23 protein-coding genes are annotated in these 24,083 nt (G+C 62.5%); 13 read left to right on the top strand and 10 right to left on the bottom strand.

The features are described 5' to 3' along the window. Nucleotides 1-34: 34 nt before the first annotated feature. From AC066Y_RS21975 to AC066Y_RS21965, 3 genes are read right to left on the bottom strand one after another with little or no spacing between them, the layout of a single operon-like run. Complete coding sequence (locus tag AC066Y_RS21975) at nt 35-952, bottom strand: ABC transporter permease (RefSeq protein WP_478275686.1); 918 nt, start codon at nt 950-952, stop codon at nt 35-37. Further along, nucleotides 939-2,030, bottom strand: a complete 1,092-nt coding sequence (locus AC066Y_RS21970) for an ABC transporter permease (protein ID WP_478275685.1) — start codon at nt 2,028-2,030, stop codon at nt 939-941. The genes AC066Y_RS21975 and AC066Y_RS21970 overlap by 14 nt, the downstream gene beginning before the upstream one ends. Further along, on the bottom strand, nt 2,014-3,585 hold the full coding sequence (locus tag AC066Y_RS21965; RefSeq protein ID WP_478275766.1) for an ABC transporter ATP-binding protein: 1,572 nt from the start codon (nt 3,583-3,585) through the stop codon (nt 2,014-2,016). The genes AC066Y_RS21970 and AC066Y_RS21965 overlap by 17 nt, the downstream gene beginning before the upstream one ends. A gap of 543 nt (nt 3,586-4,128) precedes the next feature. Between AC066Y_RS21965 and AC066Y_RS21960 the strand changes: the two genes are divergently transcribed. Then, nucleotides 4,129-5,223 (top strand): hypothetical protein, encoded by a 1,095-nt coding sequence (locus AC066Y_RS21960; RefSeq protein ID WP_207833813.1) that lies wholly within the window; start codon nt 4,129-4,131, stop codon nt 5,221-5,223. Nucleotides 5,224-5,329: 106 nt separating this feature from the next. On the opposite strand, the gene AC066Y_RS21955 is transcribed toward AC066Y_RS21960, so the two are convergent. From AC066Y_RS21955 to AC066Y_RS21935, 5 genes are all read right to left on the bottom strand, one after another. Continuing rightward, nucleotides 5,330-5,830 (bottom strand): nucleoside deaminase, encoded by a 501-nt coding sequence (locus AC066Y_RS21955; RefSeq protein WP_478275684.1) that lies wholly within the window; start codon nt 5,828-5,830, stop codon nt 5,330-5,332. A 186-nt stretch (nt 5,831-6,016) separates the two neighbouring features. Beyond that, nucleotides 6,017-6,895 carry an ABC transporter permease gene (locus AC066Y_RS21950; RefSeq protein ID WP_478275683.1) on the bottom strand — a complete coding sequence of 293 codons (879 nt, stop codon included), beginning with the start codon at nt 6,893-6,895 and terminating at the stop codon, nt 6,017-6,019. 1 nt (nt 6,896) lies between these two features. After that, nucleotides 6,897-7,778 carry an ABC transporter permease gene (locus AC066Y_RS21945; RefSeq protein ID WP_092122254.1) on the bottom strand — a complete coding sequence of 294 codons (882 nt, stop codon included), beginning with the start codon at nt 7,776-7,778 and terminating at the stop codon, nt 6,897-6,899. Between the two features lie 66 nt (nt 7,779-7,844). Beyond that, the gene (locus tag AC066Y_RS21940) at nt 7,845-9,137 is read right to left on the bottom strand and encodes an ABC transporter substrate-binding protein (protein WP_478275682.1); all 1,293 of its coding nucleotides are present in this window, start codon (nt 9,135-9,137) and stop codon (nt 7,845-7,847) included. Nucleotides 9,138-9,154: 17 nt separating this feature from the next. Next, complete coding sequence (locus AC066Y_RS21935; RefSeq protein ID WP_478275681.1) at nt 9,155-10,189, bottom strand: ABC transporter ATP-binding protein; 1,035 nt, start codon at nt 10,187-10,189, stop codon at nt 9,155-9,157. Nucleotides 10,190-10,550: 361 nt separating this feature from the next. Here AC066Y_RS21935 and atzD point away from each other — a divergent pair, with 361 nt between their 5' ends. Continuing rightward, nucleotides 10,551-11,684 carry a cyanuric acid amidohydrolase gene (atzD, locus tag AC066Y_RS21930; protein WP_478275680.1) on the top strand — a complete coding sequence of 378 codons (1,134 nt, stop codon included), beginning with the start codon at nt 10,551-10,553 and terminating at the stop codon, nt 11,682-11,684. A 68-nt stretch (nt 11,685-11,752) separates the two neighbouring features. On the opposite strand, the gene upp is transcribed toward atzD, so the two are convergent. Beyond that, the gene (gene upp / locus AC066Y_RS21925) at nt 11,753-12,385 is read right to left on the bottom strand and encodes a uracil phosphoribosyltransferase (RefSeq protein WP_249132048.1); all 633 of its coding nucleotides are present in this window, start codon (nt 12,383-12,385) and stop codon (nt 11,753-11,755) included. Between the two features lie 531 nt (nt 12,386-12,916). On the opposite strand from upp, the gene AC066Y_RS21920 reads away from it, so the two are divergent. The 4 genes from AC066Y_RS21920 to AC066Y_RS21905 all read left to right on the top strand — a co-directional run bounded on the left by AC066Y_RS21920 (nt 12,917) and on the right by AC066Y_RS21905 (nt 17,573). Beyond that, nucleotides 12,917-15,181 (top strand): fused MFS/spermidine synthase, encoded by a 2,265-nt coding sequence (locus AC066Y_RS21920; protein ID WP_478275679.1) that lies wholly within the window; start codon nt 12,917-12,919, stop codon nt 15,179-15,181. Nucleotides 15,182-15,373: 192 nt separating this feature from the next. Continuing rightward, nucleotides 15,374-16,684, top strand: a complete 1,311-nt coding sequence (locus tag AC066Y_RS21915; protein WP_478275678.1) for a TadE/TadG family type IV pilus assembly protein — start codon at nt 15,374-15,376, stop codon at nt 16,682-16,684. Nucleotides 16,685-16,698: 14 nt separating this feature from the next. Then, nucleotides 16,699-17,196, top strand: coding sequence for a TadE/TadG family type IV pilus assembly protein (locus AC066Y_RS21910; protein WP_478275677.1), 498 nt, complete (start codon nt 16,699-16,701; stop codon nt 17,194-17,196). Next, entirely contained in the window at nt 17,193-17,573 is a 381-nt protein-coding gene (locus AC066Y_RS21905; RefSeq protein WP_478275676.1) for a TadE/TadG family type IV pilus assembly protein, read from the top strand. The genes AC066Y_RS21910 and AC066Y_RS21905 overlap by 4 nt, the downstream gene beginning before the upstream one ends. A 127-nt stretch (nt 17,574-17,700) precedes the next feature. Here the strand turns inward: AC066Y_RS21905 and AC066Y_RS21900 are convergent, their stop codons facing one another. Beyond that, a complete protein-coding gene (locus AC066Y_RS21900) occupies nt 17,701-19,359 on the bottom strand; it encodes an alkaline phosphatase family protein (protein WP_478275675.1) in 1,659 nt (552 codons plus the stop codon). A 290-nt stretch (nt 19,360-19,649) separates the two neighbouring features. Here AC066Y_RS21900 and AC066Y_RS21895 point away from each other — a divergent pair, with 290 nt between their 5' ends. The 7 genes from AC066Y_RS21895 to AC066Y_RS21865 all read left to right on the top strand — a co-directional run bounded on the left by AC066Y_RS21895 (nt 19,650) and on the right by AC066Y_RS21865 (nt 24,056). Beyond that, the gene (locus tag AC066Y_RS21895) at nt 19,650-20,636 is read left to right on the top strand and encodes a tripartite tricarboxylate transporter substrate-binding protein (RefSeq protein ID WP_478275674.1); all 987 of its coding nucleotides are present in this window, start codon (nt 19,650-19,652) and stop codon (nt 20,634-20,636) included. A 110-nt stretch (nt 20,637-20,746) separates the two neighbouring features. Continuing rightward, nucleotides 20,747-21,463 (top strand): TetR/AcrR family transcriptional regulator, encoded by a 717-nt coding sequence (locus AC066Y_RS21890; protein WP_478275673.1) that lies wholly within the window; start codon nt 20,747-20,749, stop codon nt 21,461-21,463. Nucleotides 21,464-21,510: 47 nt separating this feature from the next. Then, nucleotides 21,511-21,762: a hypothetical protein gene (locus tag AC066Y_RS21885; RefSeq protein ID WP_478275672.1), complete on the top strand. Its 252-nt coding sequence runs from the start codon at nt 21,511-21,513 to the stop codon at nt 21,760-21,762. 169 nt (nt 21,763-21,931) lie between these two features. Continuing rightward, nucleotides 21,932-22,648, top strand: a complete 717-nt coding sequence (gene minC, locus AC066Y_RS21880; protein WP_478275671.1) for a septum site-determining protein MinC — start codon at nt 21,932-21,934, stop codon at nt 22,646-22,648. Nucleotides 22,649-22,669: 21 nt separating this feature from the next. Continuing rightward, on the top strand, nt 22,670-23,485 hold the full coding sequence (minD, locus tag AC066Y_RS21875) for a septum site-determining protein MinD (RefSeq protein ID WP_456760168.1): 816 nt from the start codon (nt 22,670-22,672) through the stop codon (nt 23,483-23,485). Next, nucleotides 23,485-23,763, top strand: a complete 279-nt coding sequence (gene minE, locus AC066Y_RS21870) for a cell division topological specificity factor MinE (protein ID WP_171948207.1) — start codon at nt 23,485-23,487, stop codon at nt 23,761-23,763. Before minD ends, minE begins: the two co-directional genes overlap by 1 nt. Next, nucleotides 23,760-24,056 (top strand): hypothetical protein, encoded by a 297-nt coding sequence (locus AC066Y_RS21865; RefSeq protein ID WP_092122321.1) that lies wholly within the window; start codon nt 23,760-23,762, stop codon nt 24,054-24,056. The genes minE and AC066Y_RS21865 overlap by 4 nt, the downstream gene beginning before the upstream one ends. Nucleotides 24,057-24,083 lie beyond the last annotated feature (27 nt).

Below are 24,083 nucleotides of genomic sequence, written 5' to 3'. Positions count from 1 at the left end.
TGGGCGCCCCATCGCGGCACGTACCGACATCAAGCTAGCGGTCCGGCACGAATACGGTTCCGAGCGCAGCGGGCGCCGTCGAGCCGCCGGTGCGCGCGCGAGAGAGCAGAACCAGAACGATGATGGTCGCGAGATAGGGCAGCGACGACATGAACTGCGATGGAATTCCGATGCCGGCGCCTTGCGCGTGGAGCTGAAGAATGGTGACGGCGCCAAACAGGTAGGCTCCGACGACCAGCCGGGCCGGCCGCCAACTTGCGAAAACCGTCAAGGCCAGTGCGATCCAGCCGCGGCCCGCCGTCATGCCGGGAATGAAGAAGGGTGTGTAGGCGAGCGGCAGATAGGCGCCCGCAAGCCCGGCGCAGGCGCCGCCGAACATCACCGCATAGAGCCGGATCCGCAGCACCGGATAGCCCAACGCATGGGCGGAGACGTGGTTGTCGCCGCAGGCGCGCAAGATCAGCCCGGCCCGCGTCCGATAAAGGAACCACCAGACGCCGACCACCAGGGCGATCGAAAGATAGACAAAGGCGTCCTCCCCGAAGAGGATTCGCCCCGCCAGCGGAATGTCGCTGAGGCCCGGAATGTGGAGATGCGGTGCAGGTGTGATGCGTTCGCCGACGAAGCCGGCGCCGATCAGGCCGGACAATCCGATTCCGAGGATAGTCAGCGCGAGGCCGGTTGCGACCTGGTTGACCGCGAGCCCGAGCGCCATCAGCGCAAAGATTAGCGACATCAGGATGCCGGCGACCATGCCGCAGAGCGCGCCGACGATGATCGAACCGGAGAGCCACGCGCCGCCGAAGCCGCAGGCGGCGCCGACGATCATCATGCCTTCGACGCCGAGGTTGAGCACACCCGAGCGCTCGGTCACAAGTTCGCCGGTGGCCGCGAGCAACAGCGGCGTGGAAGCTGCCAGCACCGACAGGATGATGGCTTCAATGAGCCCCACTTTGCACCTTTGGCGATGAGGAAATAAGCCGAAAGCGGTAGAGGATCAGGGAATCGCAGGCGAGCACGTAGAACAGCAGAATGCCCTGGAACACCTTGGTGACGTCCAACGGGATTTTCATCGCGATCTGGGCCTGCTCGCCGCCGATAAAGGTCAATGCGAGGAACAGTCCTGCAATTAATATTCCAATTGGGTTCAGTCGCCCGAGGAAGGCGACGATGATCGCAGTGAAGCCATAACCTGGCGAAATGCCGGGCTGGAGATGGCCGACCGGGCCGGCCACCTCGATGATGCCGGCGAGCCCGGCCAGCGCGCCGGAGATTGCAAAGGTCAGCAGCACCAGCTGATTGGCGTTGAACCCGCCGAACCGCGCTGCCCGCGGCGCGGCGCCGACGACCCGGATCTCGAAGCCCTTGATGGTCCTGCCGAGCAGCACCGCGCCGGCGGCCACCACGAACAGTGCGATGATCGAGCCAAGGTGCAGCCGGCCGCCTTCGATCAGCGTCGGCACGGTCGCCACCGGATCGAACTCGGCCGTGGTCGGAAAGTTGAAACCTTGCGGATCACGCCAGGGACCGCGCACGAGATAGTCCAGCAAGAGGTCGGCGACATAGACCAGCATCAGCGAGGTCAGGATCTCGCTGGCGCCGAACCGCACCTTGCAGATCGCCGGAATCAGTGCGTAGAGCGCGCCCGCGGCCGCGCCGAGCACGAGCATCGCCGGCAACACCCAATAGCCGGCATCGGTGCCCTGGGTCTTCACCGCGAGCCAACTCCCGGCCACCGCGCCGATCAGGAATTGGCCTTCGGCACCGATATTCCAGGCGTTGGCGAGATAGCACAACGACAGGCCGATCGCGATCATGACCAGCGGCGTCGCCTTGACCGCGATTTCCTGCAGGGAGTAGCCGTCGGTCAGAGGGGCGATGAAGTAGACGGCGAGCGCGGCAATCGGATTCTTGCCGAGCACCGCGAACACGATGCACAAGGTGGAGATCGTGAGCCCGATTGCGATCAGCGGCGAGATGAGCGCGATCGTGGCCGAACGCTCGGCGCGCTTCTCAAGCACGAGTTGCATGAGGTGTCTCCGAAGCTTCGATGCTGCTGCCGCCCATCAGCAGGCCGAGTGTCTCGCGGCTGGCTTCGGCGGTTGGCACGGGGGCCGACAAGCGGCCATGGAACATCACGGCGATGCGGTCGGTGATTTCGGCAAGTTCATCGAGGTCCTGGCTTGTCACCAGCACCGCGGCGCCGCCTGCGGCAAGATCGAGCAGGGCCTGCCGGATCACGGCGGCCGCACCCGCGTCGACGCCCCAGGTCGGCTGGTTCACGATCAGCACGACGGGATCGCGCAGGATTTCACGGCCGACGATGAATTTCTGCAGGTTGCCGCCCGACAGGCTCGCCGCCTCCGGGTCGCGCTTGGCTTTGCGCACGTCGAAAGTCTCGGTGGTGCGGTCGACGGTCTTCAGGGTTGCGGCCGTGTTCACGAAGCCATGAAGCACCATATTGCCGATGGCGTGGCCGGTCAGGAGGGCGTTTTCCGAGAGCCGCATGCGCGGCGCCGTGCCGTGGCCGAGCCGTTCCTCCGGGATGAAGGCCGCACCCAGCTTGCGGCGCCTGGTGATCGACAGGTGCCCCGCCGCATGTCCGTCGATCACGATCGTGCCGGGGTTTTTCGCCAGCCGCTCGCCGGAAAGGGCTGCGAACAGTTCGTCCTGTCCGTTACCGGCAACACCGGCGATGCCTAGAATTTCACCACCCCGGAGCTCGAACGAGATGTGCTCGAGCCGGATGCCGTGCGGATCGTCGGGTGTAAGGCTGAGATCATTGACCAGCAGGCGAGGCACGGTGATCTGGCGGCTCGCCGCAGCCTTCACTTCCATGATCTCGCCGCCGACCATCATGCGCGCAAGTGACGCCGCGGTCTCAGCCCTGGGATTGCAGGTCTCGACCTTCCGTCCGCCGCGCAGGATCGTTGCGGTGTCGCAGAGCCGCTTCACCTCGTCCAGCTTGTGGCTGATGTAGAGAATCGCGCGGCCTTCGGCCTTGAGGCGATTGAGCACGATGAAGAGCTGATCGGCCTCCTGAGGTGTCAGCACGGCTGTCGGCTCGTCGAGGATCAGGAATTGTGGATTCTGCATCAGCGCGCGCACGATCTCGATACGCTGCCGCTCGCCAACCGAAAGCTGCCAGACCTCCCGCTTCGGATCGAGTGGAAGTCCGTATGTACGCGACACCTGCTCGAGGCGCGCCGACATGTCCTTGAACGGCTCCTTGCCGTCGAGGCCGAGCGCAACATTCTCGGCGACCGTCAGATTGTCGAACAGCGAGAAATGCTGGAACACCATGCCGATTCCATGTGCCCGCGCATCGGATGGCCCAGACAGCACGATGGTCCTGCCCTGCCAGCGGATATCGCCCTCGCTCGGCTGGATCAGGCCGTAGATCGTCTTGACCAGGGTGGATTTTCCGGCGCCGTTCTCGCCGAGCAACGCATGGATCTCTTGCGGCCGAATATCGAGATCGATCTTGTCGTTGGCGAGAAACGAACCGTAGCGCTTGGTCAAGCCGACCGTCTGCAGAAGCGGCGTGGCACCTGTGTGCTGCGCGGCAGATGTCGTGTCTGGCATCCCGGGATATCGCATGCGTGGAGAGAGGAGCCGCAATAGTGGGCCAGTTTTCACGCACGCGTAAGTAGGGAAAAAGCGCCAGTGCTTGCTCAAGGCTTCGGCACGATTGAATCGCCCCGCAAATTTGCGGGGTCGACGGTCAGTCGGCCTTGCTGCCACGTCCGTGGAAGTTGTTGCAGAAATGTGACTGTCGATCCAATTCGAAAGTGGAGCGGTCAACGATGACGCAAAGTTGAGCAGCGTGTCGCTGCAGGATTCCAGCGGATTTCCCGCGCCCCGGCGGTACGTCCCCGCGCTGTGCGCAAATGTCGCGGAAGTCGAGCAATGATGGGCATAATTTGAAAAATCCCGAATTCCGTCGAAGCGAATTTTGCGGCCGTCAACCGCTACAGGACTGGCCCAACCAAACTGATCTCGCGGAGGTTGCTGATCAAACACGCGTCAGCGCGTGGAGAAACTTCGGGCTTCCTGTTCGCCCCGAAGCTGCGCCACGCTGCTGCATCAGCACGAATTCGTTGCGTTCACTCCTGGGGGTCTTTCACAATGTTCAACATCCGCCGAACCTTGTCGGCCGCGGCACTATCATTGGGGTTGATGCCGGTCGCTAACCTTGCAAGCGCCGCAGATCTGCCAGTCAAGGCACCCAAGCCGGCAGCTGATCTGCCATTCTTCCTGGTCATCGACGACCGCGTGACCTACTCCTACATCTTCTCCGGCACTGATCCGGGCGTATTCTCCGTCCGCCCTGACGGCAGCATCAACGGAAAGACCGCCAAGCAGGTCTACTCGTTCACGCATTTCGATATCTGGGCCTATGGCCAGAACTTCTTCACGATCTCGATGTACAAGTCGGATCATAACGACCCGGCGTCACCCTGCTCGAATGTCGGTGTGACCATCACGGGAGCTCCAGCAACCTGCGCCGGCGCGACCGAGATCTACGGGCTGTTCCGCTCGACCTTCGGCTGGAATCAGATCTTCAACACGAAGGCGTTCAGCATGGGGCCGCTGAACAACATCTCGTTCGAAGTCGGCATGGACGCCAACACGGAGAACAATTTCCTGGCGCCCGCCAAGCGGGACGTCGTCGCCGGTCTCCAGTTCGAGTTCAACCTTCCCTACAAGGGTTACATCAACGTGTCGCCGTTGATGTACTACGAGTTCTCCAATCACAACGCGTTCGACCAGTGCGGGCTGTTCGGCCCGGGCGTGCCCGGGGTGACCTGCCTCACCGACGGCAATACCAAGTTCAACCCGACCTGGGCCGTCGAAGTAAACTACTACATGGATCTCGGCTTCCTGCCCGAGAGCATGCAGTATTTCTCGATCAGTGGTCGCGCCGGCTGGTACGGCAAGAAGGGCACCGAGAACGAACCGATGGCGTTCAATCCGGTCACCAACATCAGTACGGCCGTCGAGCTCAACTCCGAACCGATCCGTCTGACCTTCGACGCGAGCAAGGCGCTCTGGGGCCCGAAGTATTCACATTTCGTGGACGTCTGGGTGGCCTACCGGTATTGGCAGAACAAGTTCGGCCTCGATCACGCCAAAAGCGTCGTCTGCAATGTCTCGCCCGGCGTCAGCAACAATTCCTGTACCGAAGAATCGCTCTACTCCGGTATCTCCGTGAAGTTCTGATCCACCCGATCCGTTCCACGGGTGGCTCCTGGTGGCGCCGCGACACACCGCGGCGCCACTTTCACGTCCGCGCGCGGAGGCATTCAGCTGAGGGATCACCGCGCGACTATCGCGCCCAGATGCCCTCGTGCACGACCGCGGCTTCGTCTTCAAGCAACGGGCCGACCACCATTGTCTTCCGTTGACCGCTATCGAACACATTGCGGCAGGGCAGATCGAGCGTCGGATTCTCGGGGTGATTGCCGGTCAGTTCGCGCAAGCGGTGTTCGCTCAGTCCGTAGACGACGCGGCCGATGCCGGCCCAGTAGATCGCGCCGGCACACATGGCGCACGGCTCGGCGGATGAATACAGCGTCGCAGTCGCGAGGACCTCCGCGGACAACGTCGTGCATGCCAGGGTCGCCAGCAGTCGCTCGGCGTGGGCCGTGCCGTCGCGCGATGGCATGAAGCCGTTCTCGGCCTCGAGCAGGACGCTGCCTTCGCGATTCACGAGAACGGCGCCGAAGGGATGATTGCCATGGCTGATCGCGCGGCGCGCAACCGCGAACGAGTGCCGCAGAAAGCTCTCGTCGTCGAGCAGGTGGTTCGAGTTGTTCGCGTCGCTCATGAACGGTCTCCTTGCCAGTCACATCTGCGCGGCGGCCGCGAATTTCCGGCCGGCGTCTTCCTTGCCTGAAATCGTGACGACGGTATTCTCGGCTCTCACGGCTGCAATAATGGCGTCGCTGGCCCGGCCATTCTCTCCCGGTCAAGGCGGCGGTGCCGTGCGACGATCCGGATGCGTGTGAGGATTTTACACCAGTCCCTTGCCCGCGTCCGATCCATGACGTCTCTGCCGGGCCTGAAGCACAAGAATGACAACCAGCGCCAGAAAGATGACGAGAAAGGAGACGGCGCTCGTCAATGTTCCGAGCGCATAGATATCTGGCTTCGTGACGGTGGTCGTCAGGCCCTGCAGGTCAAGCGGCAGCGTGTTGACAGGGCCGATGGTCTGGCTCGAGCGCGCGAGTTCGTCCCAGGACAAGGTGAACCCAAACAGGCCGATACCGACGACCGATGGCAATATGATCGGCAGCACAACATGCCGAAATGTCTGCCACGGCGTGGCGCCCAGGTCGCGTGCCGCTTCTTCAAGCCGGCTATCGAACCTGTTGAAGATCGCAAACATGATCAGGAGACCAAAAGGCAAGGTCCAGGTCAGATGTGCACCGAGGCCCGATGTAAAAAGCCCCATTGCCGTTGTCCAATCCGTGGCGCCGCTCTTGATGATGAAGTCGTCAAGCAGCCGGAATTCCAGGGCGATGCCGAGCGAGGTAATGATCGATGGCATGATCAGGCTGGCAATGGCCACGTAGAATAGCAAGGTCGCGCCGCGGAACGATCTGCGAAAGGCCAGGCCTGCCGAAACCGAGAGAACGACCGTAAGCACCATGACGACAAGGCCGAGCTGAAGCGATCGCCTGAAAGCCGCGGCGATGTCGACGATGCCTGAGCCGGAGAACACCTTGCCGAACCACACCAGGGACACACCATTCATGGGGAATGTCAGGCCGCCATCCGGCCCCTGGAACGACAGGATGTAGATCGCGAACATCGGTCCGTATAGAAACAGGACGTAAGCGGTGAAAAATGCGGCGAGAAGATAGAAGAATCGCGATCGCTTCTCGTTCATCTCACAGCTCCTTGCGAACATCGACGATTCGGGTCAGCGCCGAAATGATCAGGATCGTGATGCCGAGCAGGATGACCGCATTGGCCGCAGCGGCCGGGAATTGCAGCGCATTCAGGCGCGTCTCGATGATCTTGCCCGCAGATGCAATCTGTTGGCCGCCCATCACGCCGATCGTGACAAAATCGCCCATCACGATCGTGATCACGAAGATCGAACCAATGACGATTCCGGGTTTTGCCAGCGGAATAACGACGTTGACCAGGGTCTGCCATCCGGTGGCGCCGGCGTCATAGGCGGCTTCGATCAAACGCTTGTCGATGCGAATCATCGAGTTGAAGATCGGCACCACCATGAAGAAGGTGAAGAGGTGAACGAGGGCAAGTACGACGGAAAACTCGGAGAACAGGAGCCACTCCAGCGGTTGCCGGATCAGTCCCACGCCCTCGAGTCCCCTGTTGACCAACCCGTTCCGGCCAAGCAGCGGAATCCATGCGATCATGCGGATCACATTCGACGTCCAGAACGGGATGGTGCAAAGCAAGGTAAGTACGATCTGCCAGGTTTTGGACCGGACGTGGAATGCGAGAAAATAGGCGACGGTGAAGCCGATCAGAAGCGTCAGGCTCCAGGTCAGCAGGCACAATTTCAACGTCTTCAGATAGGTCTTCAGGATGGTGCAGAGGTTGGGCAGATCGGCGATGCATCCCTCGAACGTGTCGCTGTAGCCACGCAGGCTAAAGGCCGGGATCATTTCATACTCGTTGTAGTCCCACGCGCTGACAATCGTCACAAGAAGCAGCGGCAAGAGAAAGAACACCGAGAAAACGAGCATCATCGGTGCGGCCTGGAGCCAGGCAACGAAGGTCTTGCGGTCTTGCATCATCGAACGGAGAATCGCGGTGATGGCGCAGCAGGAGTTGTCAAACGCCTTGTCCTCCTGTGGATTGCATCAGGCGGCGATGAATTCATTCCACTTGCGCACCATGTAATCGTTCTCATCCATAACGGCATTCCAGCAGGCGACCGCGCCCATGCGGTCTTCGTAGGATCCCCCGTCGCGCTTGGTGCCGGCCTTCTCGAGAATCGTGCCGTCGGGTGCCTTGATGTCGCTGACGGCGGCCTTGCCTTCCATCCAGTAGCCCCACTCGTCCGCCGTCATGTTGGCCTTCGCAGTGGACAGCACAGCCGAATAGTAACCCTGGCGGTTGAGATAGGCGCCGGCCCAACCCGACAAGTACCAGTTCACGAATTCATAGGCCCAATCGAGCTTTGGCCCCGTAACCGCCTTCGATACGCAGAACCCCGACGCCCACGAGCGATAGCCTTCCTTGAGCGGCTGGAATGTGCAGGCGATCCCCATCGAGCGCACCTTGGTGACCGCAGGCGACCACATCGACTGGATGACGGTTTCACCCGAGGCCATCAGGTTGACGGATTCGTTGAAATCCTTCCAGAACGCGCGGAACTGGCCGGCCTTCTTGGCTTCCGTCATGATCTTCATGGTGAGATCAATCTCGGCCTTCGTCATGTTGCCCTTGTCGGCATAGGTGTGCTGACCGCTGGCTTCGACCACCATCGCGGCATCCATGATTCCGATCGACGGAATGTTGAGAATCGAGGCTTTGCCCTTGAATTCGGGATTGAGCAATTCGGTCCACGATGAAATTGGCCGTTTGATCAGATCCGGCCGGATACCGAGCGTGTCGGCATTGTAGACCGTCGGGATCAGCGTCACGAATTCGGTCGGCGTTTTTGAGAACGTCTTGGAGTTTGCACCCTCAAGATAAAGCACCTTCCACGGCGCGGTGCCCTGATCGCCGATCTTCTTGCCGTTCGGCAACTGACCCTTGGTGAACACCGGGGTGATGTTGTCGAATTCCTTGATCTTCCTGGCGTCCAGCGCAAAAATATTGCCCGACGGCACCAGCTTCCTCAGCGAGAAATATTCGGTATCCAGCACATCAAACGAGTTCGGCTGGGTGATCACGCGTTTGGTCACGTCGTCGGTGGTTGCCGTGATGTATTCGATCTTGATGCCGGTATCTTCCAGACACTTCTTTGAGATCTCGTCACCTTCGTTCACCGCCGTTCCGAGATAACGCAGAACCTTCGGATCGGCTGAATGGACGTGGGGAAATCCGGTAATTGCGCCCGAGCCCGCCGCAAGGCCGACCGCTCCGGCCGCGCCCTTCAGCATGGTGCGACGGCTAATGCGACGATCGAATTTCGAGGATTTGCTCATGATTGTCTCCTTGGGTGTCACGCCGCCCTTTCAGGCGACCGGGCGATTTCAGGACTCGTGGTTTTAAGAAGGCTAGCCTGCGTCGGGTCCCATGTGGCGAGAACACGTTCACCGACAGCGTAGTTGGCCGCGTCGAATTGGGTTTCCGTGACCTGGGCCGAGATCTCGGAGCCACCCTCGACGGCAATGACGACGCGGACATAGGTTCCCTGGTATTCGACCTCGCTGATGGTGCCTGCAACCGATGGACCAGCGACCGCTTCGCTCGGTCGCTTCAGCATCAGCCGGTCAACCCGAACGGCGAAGGTCTCGGGACCCACAGCAATAACATTGTGTCCGCCGATGAATTTCGCCGTGAATTCGGTTCGAGGGTGATTGAAGATTTCACGCGGCGAACCCTGCTGCTCGATCCGGCCCGCGTTCATGAGAACCACGATATCGGCCAGAGCCATCGCCTCGTCCTGGCCATGCGTTACATGGATGAAGGTAAGCCCGAGCTCGCGCTGCAGCTTCTTCAACTCGGCTCTCATCCGCAGCCGCAAGAACGGATCAAGCGCCGACAACGGCTCGTCGAGGAGCAGGATTTGAGGAGAGGTGATCAGCGCGCGCGCGAGTGCGACTCGCTGCTGCTGGCCACCGGAAAGCTGGCCTGGCAGCCTTCCCGCATAGGGCTGCATGTCGACGAGCTCCAGCAACTTGTTGGCCTCGGCATGGCGTGCAGCCTTGGCGACGCCTTTCATCTTCAAGGCGAAGGCAACATTGTCGATGACCGAGAGATGAGGGAACAGGGCGTAAGACTGGAACATCATCGCCGTGCTTCGATCGGCCGGGGGCAGGTCGGTTACATTCTTCGGCCCGACCAGGATGTCGCCTGAAGTGACCGATTCGTGGCCGGCCACCATGCGCAGCGTCGATGTCTTGCCGCAGCCGGACGGCCCGAGCAGGCAGCAATAGGAGCCGGGGGGAATCTTGAGGTTGATGGCGTCAACGGCGGTGACGCCACCGTACATCTTGGTCAACTGTACGAGTTCGAGCGCCGCCGTCGTCGTCATCCGCACCATTCCGCTTAGTCTTGCCAGGGATCTTGAGCAACACTGTCGCCCCGGCCCGCGATCCGGAGTTCGATGCAACAGATGTGCCAAATCTTGCGACAGACCAGACAAAAATTGGGCAGATTCCGCCGGCCGACGAGGTCGGCCGCGCCGCTGCGACCGAGATCGGAGGTCAGTTGCCGGGTGCGCTGTCTATGAGGCTTGAGTTCCGGACGTAGGCGATCGAGGCGATGTTGAAGGCCGATCCCTTTGCCAAAGCCATCTCGATGCGATCAAAACCGGTGCCGTGCCCGCAGGCGCCGGGAGACGTTTTGGCTTGCCATATCTTTTTGCGAGCCCGAAGATATCCGAGGGGAAGAGCATGCGCACAAAATCGGTCGACGTCGTTCGTATTTCCACCAAGGGCCCCGGTGACGTCTCTGGTCTGCTGAGCCTGATCGAGCAAGGCAGGATCGATCCAAAGTCGATCGTTGCGATCTTGGGGAAGACTGAGGGCAATGGAGGCGTCAACGATTTCACGCGTGAGTTCGCCGTTTCTGCTCTCCGTACGACCCTGGCGCCTTATCTGGATTTGCCGCCGCATCGCGTTGAGCAACGGATTGCGTTCGTGATGTCGGGTGGGACGGAAGGTGTGCTCAGTCCACATATCACCGTGTTTACGCGTGACGGTGCCGCCAATCACGATTCAGGTATCTCCGGGAAACGCCTAAGCATCGGGATGGCACAGACGCGGGATTTCCTGCCCGAGGAGATCGGTCGCGGCGTGCAGATCAGGGAAACCGCAAGGGCGGTGGCTGCCGCCATGGCCGATGCTGGGATCGTCGATCCGCAAGACGTTCATTTTGTGCAGATCAAGTGCCCGCTTCTGACCAGCGACCGCATCGAGGCAGCGGTGGCGCGGGGTCATGAGACCGTGACCAACAGCGCATACGGTTCGATGGCGTATTCACGTGGCGCGTCGGCGCTGGGCGTGGCCGTCGCGCTTGGCGAGGTTGAAGGCGAGATTGACGACGAACACGTTCTCCGGCGGTTCGATCTGTTTTCCTCGGTCGCCTCCACGTCGGCGGGCATCGAACTGATGCATAACGTGGTCATCGTGCTCGGCAATACGACGTCGTCGGCGGCTCCATTCGAGATCGGACACGCCGTGATGAGCGACGCCATTGATTCGACAGCGGTGATCGATGCGTTGAAAAGCGTGGGGCTGCACATCGACGATGCCTCCAGGCCGCCAACGGCGTCGCGGCAGCTCGTCAATATCTTTGCCAAGGCGGAAGCCGCGCCGAACGGGAGCATCCGCGGATTTCGTCACATCATGCTTGAGGATACCGACATCAGCTCAACCCGGCACGCTCGCGCTGCCGTCGGCGGATTGATCAGCGGCTTGTCGGGAACCAGCGCTGTGTATGTTTCCGGCGGAGCCGAACATCAGGGACCCCCAGGTGGCGGGCCGGTTGCCGTAATCGCTCGACTGTTGGCAAACGGGTCGGGCTGAGCATCGGGCGTCGTGTGCCGTTACGAACGGCATCTGTTCACGCACAGCACGAAAGCGCTGCCGACGGCTCACCTGGTGCCGAACATTCTGTCTCCTGCGTCGCCCAAGCCTGGCACGATATACCCGTGATCATTCAGTCTTTCGTCGATAGCAGCGGTCCAGATCGGAACGTCCGGACACTCGTCCTGGAATCGGGCAATTCCTTCGGGGGCTGCGAGCAGGCAGACGAACCGAATGTCTTGCGCGCCTCGCGATTTGAGCAGGCGGGCCGCCGCGCTGGCGGAATTTCCCGTAGCAAGCATTGGATCCAGCAAGATCACGATGCGCTCCGAAACATCCTGCGGCGCCTTGAAGAAGTACTCCACGGCTTGAAGCGTTTCCGGATTCCGGTAAAGGCCGATGTGCGCGACGCGTGCTGACGGGACGAGCGCCAACATTCCGTCGAGAAACCCGACACCCGCCCGCAAGATCGGAGCGAATGTGAGTTTCTTGCCCGCAATTTTGGGTGTCCTCATCGCAGCGAGCGGCGTATCGATGTCGACCATCTCCAGGGGTAGATCCCGGGTGACCTCATAACAGAGCAGCATTCCGATCTCGTTCAGTAGCTCGCGAAACCCCTTGGTGGAACGATCCTTGTCGCGCATCAGCGAGAGCTTGTGCTGCACGAGGGGATGGCTGACGAGGTTCACGTTCTTGGTCATGATATCGCTTTCTCAATAAAGGGGGCGCGTGCGAGTTCGTCCAAGTCGTCGCGTGTGCAAGTAGCGTGCCCCGCTTCTTCTGACTGTCGAGCGCGGCCTCATTCATTGGGCGGGAGGGCCATTCTTCAGGGCGATCCACCCGGCTCCTTCATCGCTTGGCTCGTTGTTCGTGTTTTGCGGAACACGATCATGGCCCATTCGGAGGATAGGGAATCTGCTCGTCGAAACCGATGCATTACTGCGCGAAGTCTACCAGGCTATCGAAAGTCCGGCGTGCGCGGCAGCCCCGAGGCAATGAACCGACATTATGGCTACGACGCAGAAGCCGTCGCGGCGACGCTGGAGGAAAAACCATGACCCGCGCTTTCCAAATCGCCTATGTCGATCTCGATACGCTGCCGCAATTGCTTTGTCATTCAACGAGATTGTCGGGCCCTCCCTCCGCCGCCGATGCACGCTCCCCGAACTGCGATTAACCCTTGCTTAGGCGTGGCTAACTACCTTGCAAGTAAAGATTGCAAGGGCCAACGAATGTCACTTTTCGAGAATGCGCCGGAGCCGACACTTCCAGAGGTATCGCGTTCTGCCGACGAAGCGCGCCTGTTGCCGGTTCTCAGCGTGGCGACGCTATTCGTATCCGCGCTGCTGCTGTTCCTGATTCAGCCGATGTTCGCGAAAATGGTGCTGCCGAAGCTCGACGGCGCGCCCTCGGTCTGGTCGGTGGCGATGGTGTTCTTCCAGGCGGTCCTGCTCGCCGGCTATGCCTATGCACATCTGCTCGGCCGGTGGTTCGGACCGCAGCGCGCGGGCCTCGTCCATCTGCTCCTGCTCGCGGTCACGGCCATGACCTTGCCGATCGCGATCGCGCCCAATTGGGGTGCGCCACCCGCCGATGGAACCGCGCTCTGGCTGTTCGGGCTGTTCGCTGCGTCAATCGGCCTGCCGTTCTTCGCGTTGTCGGCGAGCGCGCCCTTGCTGCAGAGCTGGTTCGCCGCAAGCGGCCATCGCGATGCCGACAATCCCTATGTGCTCTATGCCGCGTCGAATCTTGGCTCGTTCGCGGCCCTGTTTGCCTATCCTGTCGTTGTCGAGCCGCTGCTGGCGCTGAATATGCAGGCGAGCATCTGGTCGTTCGGCTTTGCGGTCCTCGCGCTGCTCGTCATGGCGGTTGCCTTCGTGCTCGGACGAGGTCATGGCCCCGGAAGGGCGACGCCGTCGCCGGAGACATCGGTCATCAGCGTGGCCGACAGGCTGCAATGGATCGCGCTTGCGGCCATTCCGTCCGGGCTGGTCATCGCGGTGACCGCGTATCTGACGACCGACGTCGCGGCAGCGCCCTTTCTGTGGGTAATTCCACTGGCGCTCTATCTGTTCACCTTCGTTGTCGTGTTCCGCGATCGGCCGTGGATCAGCCACGCGACCGTGGTGCGTCTCGTTCCGTTCGCCGTGGCCCCCCTTGCGATCAGTCTGGTCGGCGCCAAGGTGTTCTGGCTCACGACGACCGTGCTCCACTTCGTCGTGTTCACGCTGTTGGCGCTGCTCTGCCATGGCGAGCTCTACGCCCGGCGTCCGCACCCGCAACGGCTGACGGAGTTCTTCCTGTGCACCTCGTTTGGCGGTGTGCTGGGCGGCGCTTTCGCCGGACTGCTGGCGCCGCAGATCTTTTCCGGCAACTACGAATATCCGATCCTGATCGCGCTCGCATTGCTGGCGCTGCCCGGGATGTTCGCAGGCGGTGCGCGCCAGGCGCTGATCAAGGCGGCGCCGTGGCTGGCGGTGGCGATCGCGCTTGCCATGGTCTGGTACGTGACCCAGCTGCAGCTCCCGGCGTCGTTCGAGCTGCCGTTCAGGGCCCTGCTGGTCCTGCTCACGGCTTGCATGCTGTTTCTGCGCCAGCGGCCGGTGTCATTTGCCGGATTGGCGATCACCGGCCTGATGCTCACGACGTTCTGGCGTCCCGGCATGGCCCCGATCGAGACCGCGCGCAGCTTCTTCGGGGTCCATACCGTGGTCGACCTCGCGGACGGCCGCGCGCGGCTGCTGTTTCACGGCAACACGATGCATGGCGCCGAGCGGTTGCGGAACGACGACGGTACGCCGGTCGAGGGAGCGCCTCAGCCTCAAAGCTACTACTATCCGGGCAGCCCGCTAGCCGAAGGGGTTGCGGCGGCACGCGGCGCCCGGAGTGGCTTCGAGCGGGTTGCTGTCGTCGGTCTCGGTACCGGCACGCTCGCCTGCCTCCGTCGCGGCGCGGAGAATTGGACGTTCTTCGAGATCGATCCCGAGGTGATCCGGATCGCGAGCAATCCAACCTTCTTCACGTTCCTGTCGCGCTGCGCGCCGAAGGCTAGCCTCGTGCTTGGCGATGCGCGTCTCACACTGCAGGCCTCGCTTGATCGCTACGACCTGATCGTGCTGGATGCCTTCTCGTCCGATAGCATTCCCGTCCACTTGCTGACGCGTGAAGCAATCGCCGGCTATGTGTCGAAGCTGGCGCCGCACGGGGTCATTCTTGTGCATATCTCCAACCGCCATCTCGATCTCGCGCCGATCATGGCGAATATCGCGCAGTCCCAGGGATTGATCGCACTCTTCAAGGAAGGGCATCCCGCCGGCGACGTCATGACCACGCTGAGGACGGCGTCCCGGGTGGTGATGCTTGCGCGCACGCCCGAGGATGTCGGCGAGGCGGCCCGGCATTGGGCCGCCATGTCGCCGGATCCGGCCAGCGCACTCTGGACGGACGATTACTCGAATCTCCTTGGCGCCATGCTGCGGGCGAAGTTCGGCTCCTGAGCGCGCATCGAAGCTGCGCGCGGCGAACGTCTACGGTCATGTTTGCTGCGGCACGACAGAGGATCGGACAGCCCGGATTAGCTAAAGGAGTGTTAAGAGCCATGTCCGATTTTCGTCGATCGCGCAGAACTGACATTAAATTGTCACGCTGTAGGAATTGTGGAAGCTTGCCACAAGCGGCGTGAGGACAACATGACGGCCTTCATCACTTGGAAGGCGGAAGTTGGAATATCCTCGCAAATGAGGTCGGTACCGGATGAGTGCCGAGCGTGCCCGGATGGTCTCCTGAAGCGCTTTGCGCGCGACCAGTCCGGCAGCTACGCGATTATCATCGCCTTGCTGATGCCAGTCCTGGTCGGAACCGCAGGACTCGGTACCGAGGTCGCGTGGTGGTTCTACAAGCACAAGAATATGATGAGCGCGGCCGATTCGGCGGCTGTCAGTGCAGCCACCGCCGGCACCAATTTCGTGACCGAGGCCAACGCCATCACGGCTTTCTACGGCTACGCGAACGGGATCAGCAACGTCACTGTTACCGTGAACCAGCCGCCGTCCACGGGAAGCTTCACTTCCAGCTCCCAGGCGGTCGAAGTCATCATCACCCAGCCGCAAGCGCGGCTAATGTCGGCGTTGTTTGGCTCCGGGGCGGTGCCGGTCACGGCCCGTGCCGTCGCACTGGGCAATGTCGGGACAGGCTGCGTGCTGGCGCTTGACCCGACCGCCAATCCTGCCGTGACGGTGAAGGGCGCCACTCAGCTCAACCTGATCAATTGCAACCTCTATGACGACTCCAATGCTGGCTCGGCACTCAATGTCAGCGGGTCGGCCACGATATCCGCGGCCATGGTTGGGATCGTCGGCGGGGTTTCCGGCGCGAGCAGCATCACGGCGACCAACGGCATTCGGACCGGCATCAGGGCGATCGCCGATCCCTACGCCAATGTCACGCCCACGATGCCGACATGGTGCGACTACTCGAACAAGTTCAACGTGAAGGGGACGACGACCCTCAGTCCGGGCAGCTATTGCGGTGACATTTCGGTGGCCGCGGGTGCCACGCTGACATTCAATCCGGGGATTTACTATCTCAACGGCGCAAACCTGTCGGTGGCCGGCAACGCTACGATCACGGGAACGGGCGTCACCTTGGTGTTTACCGGCTCGGCCGGCAACTGGGGCTCGGCGACGATCGGAAGCAACGCCAATGTCAGCCTCACGGCGCCGACGAGCGGAATGACCGCTGGAATCGCAATCTATGGCGACCGGAGGATGCCGGTGGGTACCAGCTTCAACTTGACGGGCGGCGGTACACAGAATCTGCAGGGAGCGGTCTACCTCCCGAAAGGGGCGCTGAACTTCAGTGGCGGCAATGGCACGAGCACGACATGTACGCAAATCATCGCCGACACGATCTCGATCGTCGGAAATTCCAATGTCCAGGTCAATTGCGCCGCGATGGGCGGCAACGCCATCGGTACGGCGACAGCGCAGCTTGTCGAGTAAGCTGGAGGGATGAGATGAAAACGGGCACGACAGGTAGTGAGCGTCGTTCTCAACTACGTCGCACACTCTTCCGTCGCAGGTTCGGAAATGACACGCGCGGTGTCGCGGCGATCGAATTCGGCGTCCTGGTTCCGCTGCTTTCGCTGATGGTCGTTTCGGTGACCGATATCGGCCTTGCGATCTACCGCAAGATGCAGGTGGAGGGTTCGTCGCAAGCAGGCGTCGAGTATGCCATCGCACATGGGTTCGACGCCAATGCGATTTCGACCGCCGTGGCAGCCGCGACGAATTCCAATGTGATCAACGCCTCGCCTGTTCCGATCAAATTTTGCGGGTGTGCGACCAGTTCGGGCGTCAGCAGCATGACCTGCGGCGGAATCTGTCCCGGAGGCGGAATGGCGGGTACATACACCATCGTCTCCGCGCAAGGCAGCTACTCGACCATCATCAACTATCAGATCGTTCCGAACAGCTATGTCATCAGCACGCAGTCGACAGCGAGGCTGCAGTGAGACGCGCATTCTGGCCCGACCGGAGCGGGGCGTCGGCGCTCGAATTCGGCCTGATCGCGCCGTTCTTCTTCGCGTTCCTGTTCGGCGTGATCGAGTTCGGGCTGTTGATGTGGACGCAGGTGGGAATGCAGCACGCAGTGGCGGTCACGGCGCGATGCGCCAGCGTCAATACCGCGCTTTGCCCGACCAGCAACCCGAGCGCGATCGCCGCCTACGCAACCCAGCAGGCGTTTGGACTGAGCTTGCCGTCCTCGACGTTCACCTACAGCGCCGCGGCGTGCGGCAGCCAGGTGAGCGCGAACTATCAATTCCAGTTTCCCCAGATTCTCAATCTGGCTCCGTTCACGCTGACGGCAGCGGCCTGCTTCCCCGCCTAAGTGGTAGCGGCGCCCCGTGTTCGGGGCGCCGCTATGTAGGCCAGACCGCTCGGCTTGCCCGGTCACGATGTGCCGGTCCAAGCGGTTCGGTGCGTTGCGCCGCTGGAGGGAATGCCCCTCTTCGGCTTTATTTTATCTTCAGGGCCTCGACACCCTCGTCACGAACCGCCTGGAGGCTGCGCGGATTGAGGTCGAGTGCACGAAGGATCGTCGGCGCGATCTGGGTGGTGAAAGCCGTCTCCTCGACGACCCTCGCATGCTTGATGTGCGGCGACGAGAGCAGCAGCAGCACGTTGCGATCGTCGTTGGAGAAGCCGCCGTGCTCGGCGAGCTTGCTGCCGCCGGTGCAGATGACGCCATGATCGGTGATGGCGATGAAGTCCGGCACCCGGCTGTTGTGGAACGGATCCTCATAGAGCTTGGTCAGTTCGTCGCGGTCGAGCAGCTTCTGGATATGCAGATCGGCGGCGTGGGCCAGGATGTAAGCCTTGGCATCTGCGTAGTAGGGATGGCCGGTCGCCGGATTGGTCGCCTGCTGCAGCTCCGGCGACAACCAAACCAGCGCCTCGTCATCGCAAATCTCGAAGCCGTTGGTGCCGAAACCGGGCGCCTTGCTGTACAGGGCATCGGAGATCGCCACGCGGTCCTTGACGTCGATCGGGGACTGGCCGTGCTTGGCGCTGATGATGATCAGCGTCGAATCGTAGAGGTTTTGCGCCTTGAGTTCGTTGACGAACTTGCCGAGCGCGTCGTCCACGAACTGGAGTTGCAGCGAGAGCGCGTTGCCGGGCGTGGCCTTGCCGTCGGCATAGCCGCCGACGAGCGACTTGTCGGCATCCGCATGGCCGGCCTTGGCGAGCTTCTGGCCGACGCTGACCGCCTGGAAGTTCATGCCGAAGATCGCGGGCACCGGCTGACGCTGGGTGCGCATGCCGTCATAGCCGTCGATCCAGTTCAACACCGCCTTCACTTTCAGCGAGTCGTAGGAGCGGACGCCGGTGTAGCTCTTGGTGTAGTCGTCGCCGGGCTGGGCGCCGGCGTCGATGGTGTCCTGCGAATTGATCTCCGGCGTGAAGAGCTCGTCGAGGCCCTTGCCCGACGGGCCCGCAAGGTCCTCATAGGCTGGATGCTTGTCGGACCAGGCCGTGCGCATTCCGGCCTCCTTGATGACCTCGAAGATCGTGTTGGTGCGCACGTAATCATGCGGATAGACCGGCACGCACTGGCCGTTCACCAGCTTGCGCTGCATGTGATCCGGATCGAGCTGCGTGTAGACCTGACCCAGCGTGCCGCCGGCGGTGTAATCGGCGACCAGCCCGCTGGAGTAATTGTAGGTCTTGTCGAGCGCTTCGAAGTTGGTGAGCTCGGTTCCCGCCGGGCCCACGCAGCCGGGGTCGCTAAGACCCTGGCTGGTGTAGAAGGCCTTGGCCGGATATTCGGTGCGGTCATAGCTGTCGTCGTAGAACAGGCCGCCGCCCTTCGGCGTGGCGCCCGTGACCTGCGCGAGCATGCCGGGAAAGCTGTCGGATGGCGCGGTGGTGTAGGCGTTCGGATAGACCACGCCCTTTCCGGTGAGCTGGGCGAAGTTGCCGCCGGGGCGGCTTTCGACCCAACGCTTCAAATCGACGGCATGCATGCCGTCGACGCTGATCAGCAGGACGTGCTTGTAGCCATGCCGCTGCGAATGGTCGTTGTCATCATCCGCGCGCGCGACGGTGGCGCCGCAAGCCAGCATGGCCGCCGCGATCGCGGCGGTTGACAGGAAATAGTCACGAAAGCCACTCATGAGTTCGCCCCTCTCTAATTTTGGTGAGTTTGGAATCGCCTGCGCTGACCGCGACAACTTGTCGCGGTCAATTGACGGCGGGATGACGCTTTCATGCGAGTTCGATGACCGTGGTCGGGGCTGACCGCCATCCAAGGGTCGCGGGATTGGCCCAATCTGGGTGACGCGCCGGCCGAGCGACTCGGCGTAACGGCAAGCTTTGCCGTTCAAACACGGACATCGCGTCTCTGACGTCTTACGCTGGACCGCGCGACACTGCCGGCTCTATGAGAGCACGAGGGGGAACGCGCATGCCCAACATGTCTCGCCGGCCATTCCTGCAACTCGCGCTCGGCGCGGCAACGCTGCCGCTTGCTTGCCGCGGCACGCGCGCGGAAACGCTTGCGCGCCCCATCACGATGATCGTGCCGTTCGCCGCGGGCGGGCCGACCGACGTGCTGGCGCGGATCCTCGCCGAATATATGCGCAATACGCTTGGCCACCCCGTCATCATCGAGAATGTCACGGGCGCCTCCGGCACCGTCGCGGGGCTGCGCGCCTCGCGCGCGGCGCCGGACGGCACCACGATCACGATCGGGCATTGGGGCACGCATTGCCTCAACGGCGCGATCTATCAGCTGCAATATGACGTGCGCGAATTCGCACCGATCGCGCTGATCGCGAGCGGACCGCAGCTCATCATCGGCCGGCCCGATCTGCCGGCGCAGAATCTGAAAGAGCTGATCGCCTGGCTCAAGACCAATGGCGACAAGCCGACCGCCGGCACCGCGGGCCCGGGTTCGGGCGCGCATGTCGCAGGCGTGTTCTTCCAGCAGCTGACGGCTAGCCACTTCTCGTTCGTGCCGTATCGCGGCGCCGGTCCCGCGCTGAACGATCTGATGGCCGGGCATATCGACATCATGTTCGATCAGGCCTCCAACTCGCTGCCGCAGGTGAGGAGCGGGACCGTGAAGGCTTTTGCGGTGACCGCATCATCACGGCTCGCGTCGGCACCCGAGATTCCGACCGTCGACGAAGCCGGACTGCCGGGTCTCTACATCGCCTATTGGCACGGCATCTGGGCGCCGAAGGGCACGCCGGCCGATATCGTGTCGACGTTGTCGAAGGCGGTGACGTCGGCGCTCGCCGAGCCCGTCGTCCGGCAGCGCTTCGCCGAACTCGGGCAGGAGATCCCGTCACCGGATAGACAGAGCCCCGCCGCGCTGCGCGACCATCAGGCCGCCGAGGTCGAGAAGTGGTGGCCGATCGTCAAGTCGGCCAACATCAAGGCGGAATAGGCATAATCGTCTGATTTCAAACGTGTTTTTATGTGCTGCCGGTTCGGGCCTGTGCCCTTGGAAAGCAGGATTGCGCTCTTATATGTTCAATCGTACATATGATGGTAGCGATGACTGATCCGAGCAAATTGGTGGTGGCGCCGGCCTCCCGGCCCAAGGGACGCCGCAGCAAGGACATGCCCGACGGCCGCCAGGCGCTGCTGATCGCGGCGACCGAGGCCTTTGCGAGTCTCGGTTTCGACGGCGCCGACCTGCGCAGCGTCGCCGCGGCGGCGGGCGTCGCGCCGAACCTCGTGCGCGTCCACTTCGGCAACAAGGCCGCGCTGTGGGAGGCCTGCCTCGACCGCGTCGTTACGCTTGCGGAGCCTGTGATGGCCGAGGTGCACACCATCGCCACCGATACGCGCCGTTCGCTGGCCGACCGGCTGCGCGATCTCATCATCCGCGTCGCCACGTTCTATGCCGCGCATCCGCAGGTGAGGGACTTCGTGGTTCGCCACGGCGCGGAAGCGCCGGAGCGCTCCGCAATGGTGACCGAAAAGCTGCTGCGTCCGGCCTATGAGAGCGCGCGCGAGCTCTTCGAGGCCGGCATCGCGGCGGGCATCATCCGCAGCAGCCATCCGGCGCTGTTCTTTGCGTTGCTCAACGCGGCGCTCAACCAGCCGCCGGCGTTTCCGATGCTGCTCGGCCGGTTTGCGCCCGAGATCGATCCCGAGACAGCGCGGACGCAGCTGCTCGATACGACGATCGCAACGCTTCTGCATCTTCCGCCGTCGCAAGCCGACGCCGAACCCGCAGCCGGCAACGGCCGCACGCCGCTGTCCTGACATCCAGTCTCGACCAACACTTCAACCTGCCAGTGAGAGAGTGATCCATGAAACTTCGTCTTGCCCTCGTGCTTCTCAGTGCGACCGTCGCGCCCGTTATGGCCCAGTCCGGTCCAAACGAATCGATGCAGCGTCAGGCCTGCATGGGTGACGCGGTCCGCCTGTGCGGCGCCTACATTCCGGATCGCGGCCGGATCAGGGACTGCATGGCGGCGCAGGTCGAGCAGCTCAGCCCATCATGCCGCGCGGTGTTCGATGCATCGGTGCAGGCCGAGCGATCGCCGTCGTCGCGGCGGTGATCCGCGCCGCCGGTCCCGGAATCATGCGTCCAGGCAACAGGTCGCAGCCAACAGCGGTTGCCGGAGGAGCAGCCCTCGCAAATCCGTGAAAACACCTCCTTCCGTTAACCTTTGATTAACCATGCGGTCCGATTGTTAACCATTCGAAAATACAGCCGAGTCAGAGGCGATGGACGCAACTCAACAGGTGGCACGTCAGCAGGTCCGCATGCGCGGCCGTTCCTATGTTGCGTTCGTTTTCTCGCCCGTCGTGCCGGTCGTGTCCTGGCTCGCCGAGATCGACGCGACGCTGGGGAAGTCGCCGGGCTTCTTCGCCGGCAAGCCTGTGGTGCTCGACCTCTCGGCGGTCGACCTCAGCCAGGCCGCGATCGCGCATCTGGTCGGCAGCCTCGCTGAACGCAGCATCCGCATCCTCGGCATCGAAGGTGTCGACGAATCCAAGCTCGGCGCCAACCTGCCGCCGCTTTTGACCGGCGGCCGCGCCTGCGCGATCACCCATGTCGAGCCGAAGACGCCGCCGACGCAGGAAAAGAACAAAGACAAGGACAAGACCAAGCTGCCGTCGCTGCTGCTGGAGAGCCCGGTGCGTTCCGGCCAGTCGATTGTGTTTGCCGAAGGTGATGTCACCGTGCTCGGCTCGGTCGGCTCTGGCGCCGAGATCGTCGCCGGCGGCTCGATCCATGTCTACGGCACGCTGCGCGGCCGCGCGATGGCCGGCATCAACGGCAATTCGGCGGCCCGGATCTTCTGCCAGAGGATCGAGGCCGAACTGCTGGCCATCGATGGCTACTACCAGACCGCAGATGAAATCGCCGACAGCTTGCGCAACCGGCCCGCCCAGGCGTGGCTCGAGGGCGAAATGCTGCGCATCACAGCTTTGAACTGATCGACCACAAGGAGAGAGAGAATGGCCAAGGTATTGGTCGTGACGTCTGGGAAGGGTGGGGTCGGCAAGACGACCTCCACCGCCGCGCTTGGCGCGGCGCTCGCGCAAATGGGCCAGAACGTCGTCGTCATCGATTTCGACGTCGGCCTGCGTAACCTCGATTTGGTGATGGGCGCGGAACGGCGGGTCGTGTTCGACCTCATCAATGTGGTGCAGGGCGTCGCCAAGCTGCCGCAGGCGCTGATCCGCGACAAGCGGCTGGAGAATCTCTGGCTGCTGCCGGCGTCGCAGACCCGCGACAAGGACGCGCTGACCGAAGAAGGCGTCAAGCACGTGATCGCCGATCTCAAGACCAAGTTCGACTGGATCCTGTGCGACAGCCCGGCCGGCATCGAGCGCGGCGCGACGCTCGCGATGCGCTATGCCGACGAGGCCATCATCGTCACCAATCCGGAAGTGTCGTCGGTGCGCGATTCCGACCGCATCATCGGCATGCTGGATTCCAAGACGGCCCGCGCCGAGCGCGGCGAGCGCGTCGAGAAGCATCTGCTGGTCACCCGCTATGACAGCGCCCGCGCCGCCCGCGGCGAGATGCTGTCGATCGACGACATCCTGGAGATCCTTGCCACGCCGCTGCTCGGCATCGTCCCCGAAAGCCAGGACGTGCTCCGCGCCTCCAATGTCGGCTGCCCGGTCACGCTGAACGCTGCGAGCAGCGCGCCGGCGCGGGCCTATACCGACGCGGTGCGCCGCCTGATGGGCGAGGCGGTGGAGATGACCGTGCCGGTCGAGCGCAAGGGACTGATGGACCGGCTGCTGCGACGGAGGGCGGCATGATGAACGTAATGCGGCTGTTCGGCGGCCGCTCTGCATCGGCGCCCGTCGCGCGGGAGCGGTTGCAGATCCTGCTTTCGCATGAGCGCGGCCGGACCGGCACGCCGGACCTTCTGGAGATGCTCCGCTCGGAAATCCTGGGCGTGGTTTCGAAGCATATCGACGTCGATCCCGACAAGGTCGTGGTCCGGATGGACCGGGGCAAGTTCGTCTCGATGCTGGAAGTCGACATCGAGGTTCCCAACGGCGTGCAACGATCAAAGATGGTGGCGGCCACATGACAGCAGACAGCAACAGTCACATTGCCTGGCAGCGCGCGCAGCTGAAGAAGCTGCGTGCGGCCTTGAAGGCGATCGAGGTCGATCAGCTCGGCAAGGCCAATTGCGGCCGCGCGACGCAGATGACGATCGACGAATTGCAGCGCAAGATCGGCGAATCCGGCCGCTGCATCGCCGAGTACGAGCGCCGCACGCGTCGTCCGTTGGCAACGGACCGGGGCAGCCTCGCCAGCGTCAGCTGGACGCACTGGAACGCCAACATGCCGATGGCCAAGTCGCAGCGCCATCGCGCGTGACGGAATAGTCTATCCCGTCGTCATTGC

The sequence above is a fragment of the Bradyrhizobium sp. USDA3010 genome (assembly GCF_056429065.1).
The sequence above is the reverse complement of the archived record's forward strand: the minus strand, read 5'-3'. Positions and strand labels throughout refer to the sequence as shown.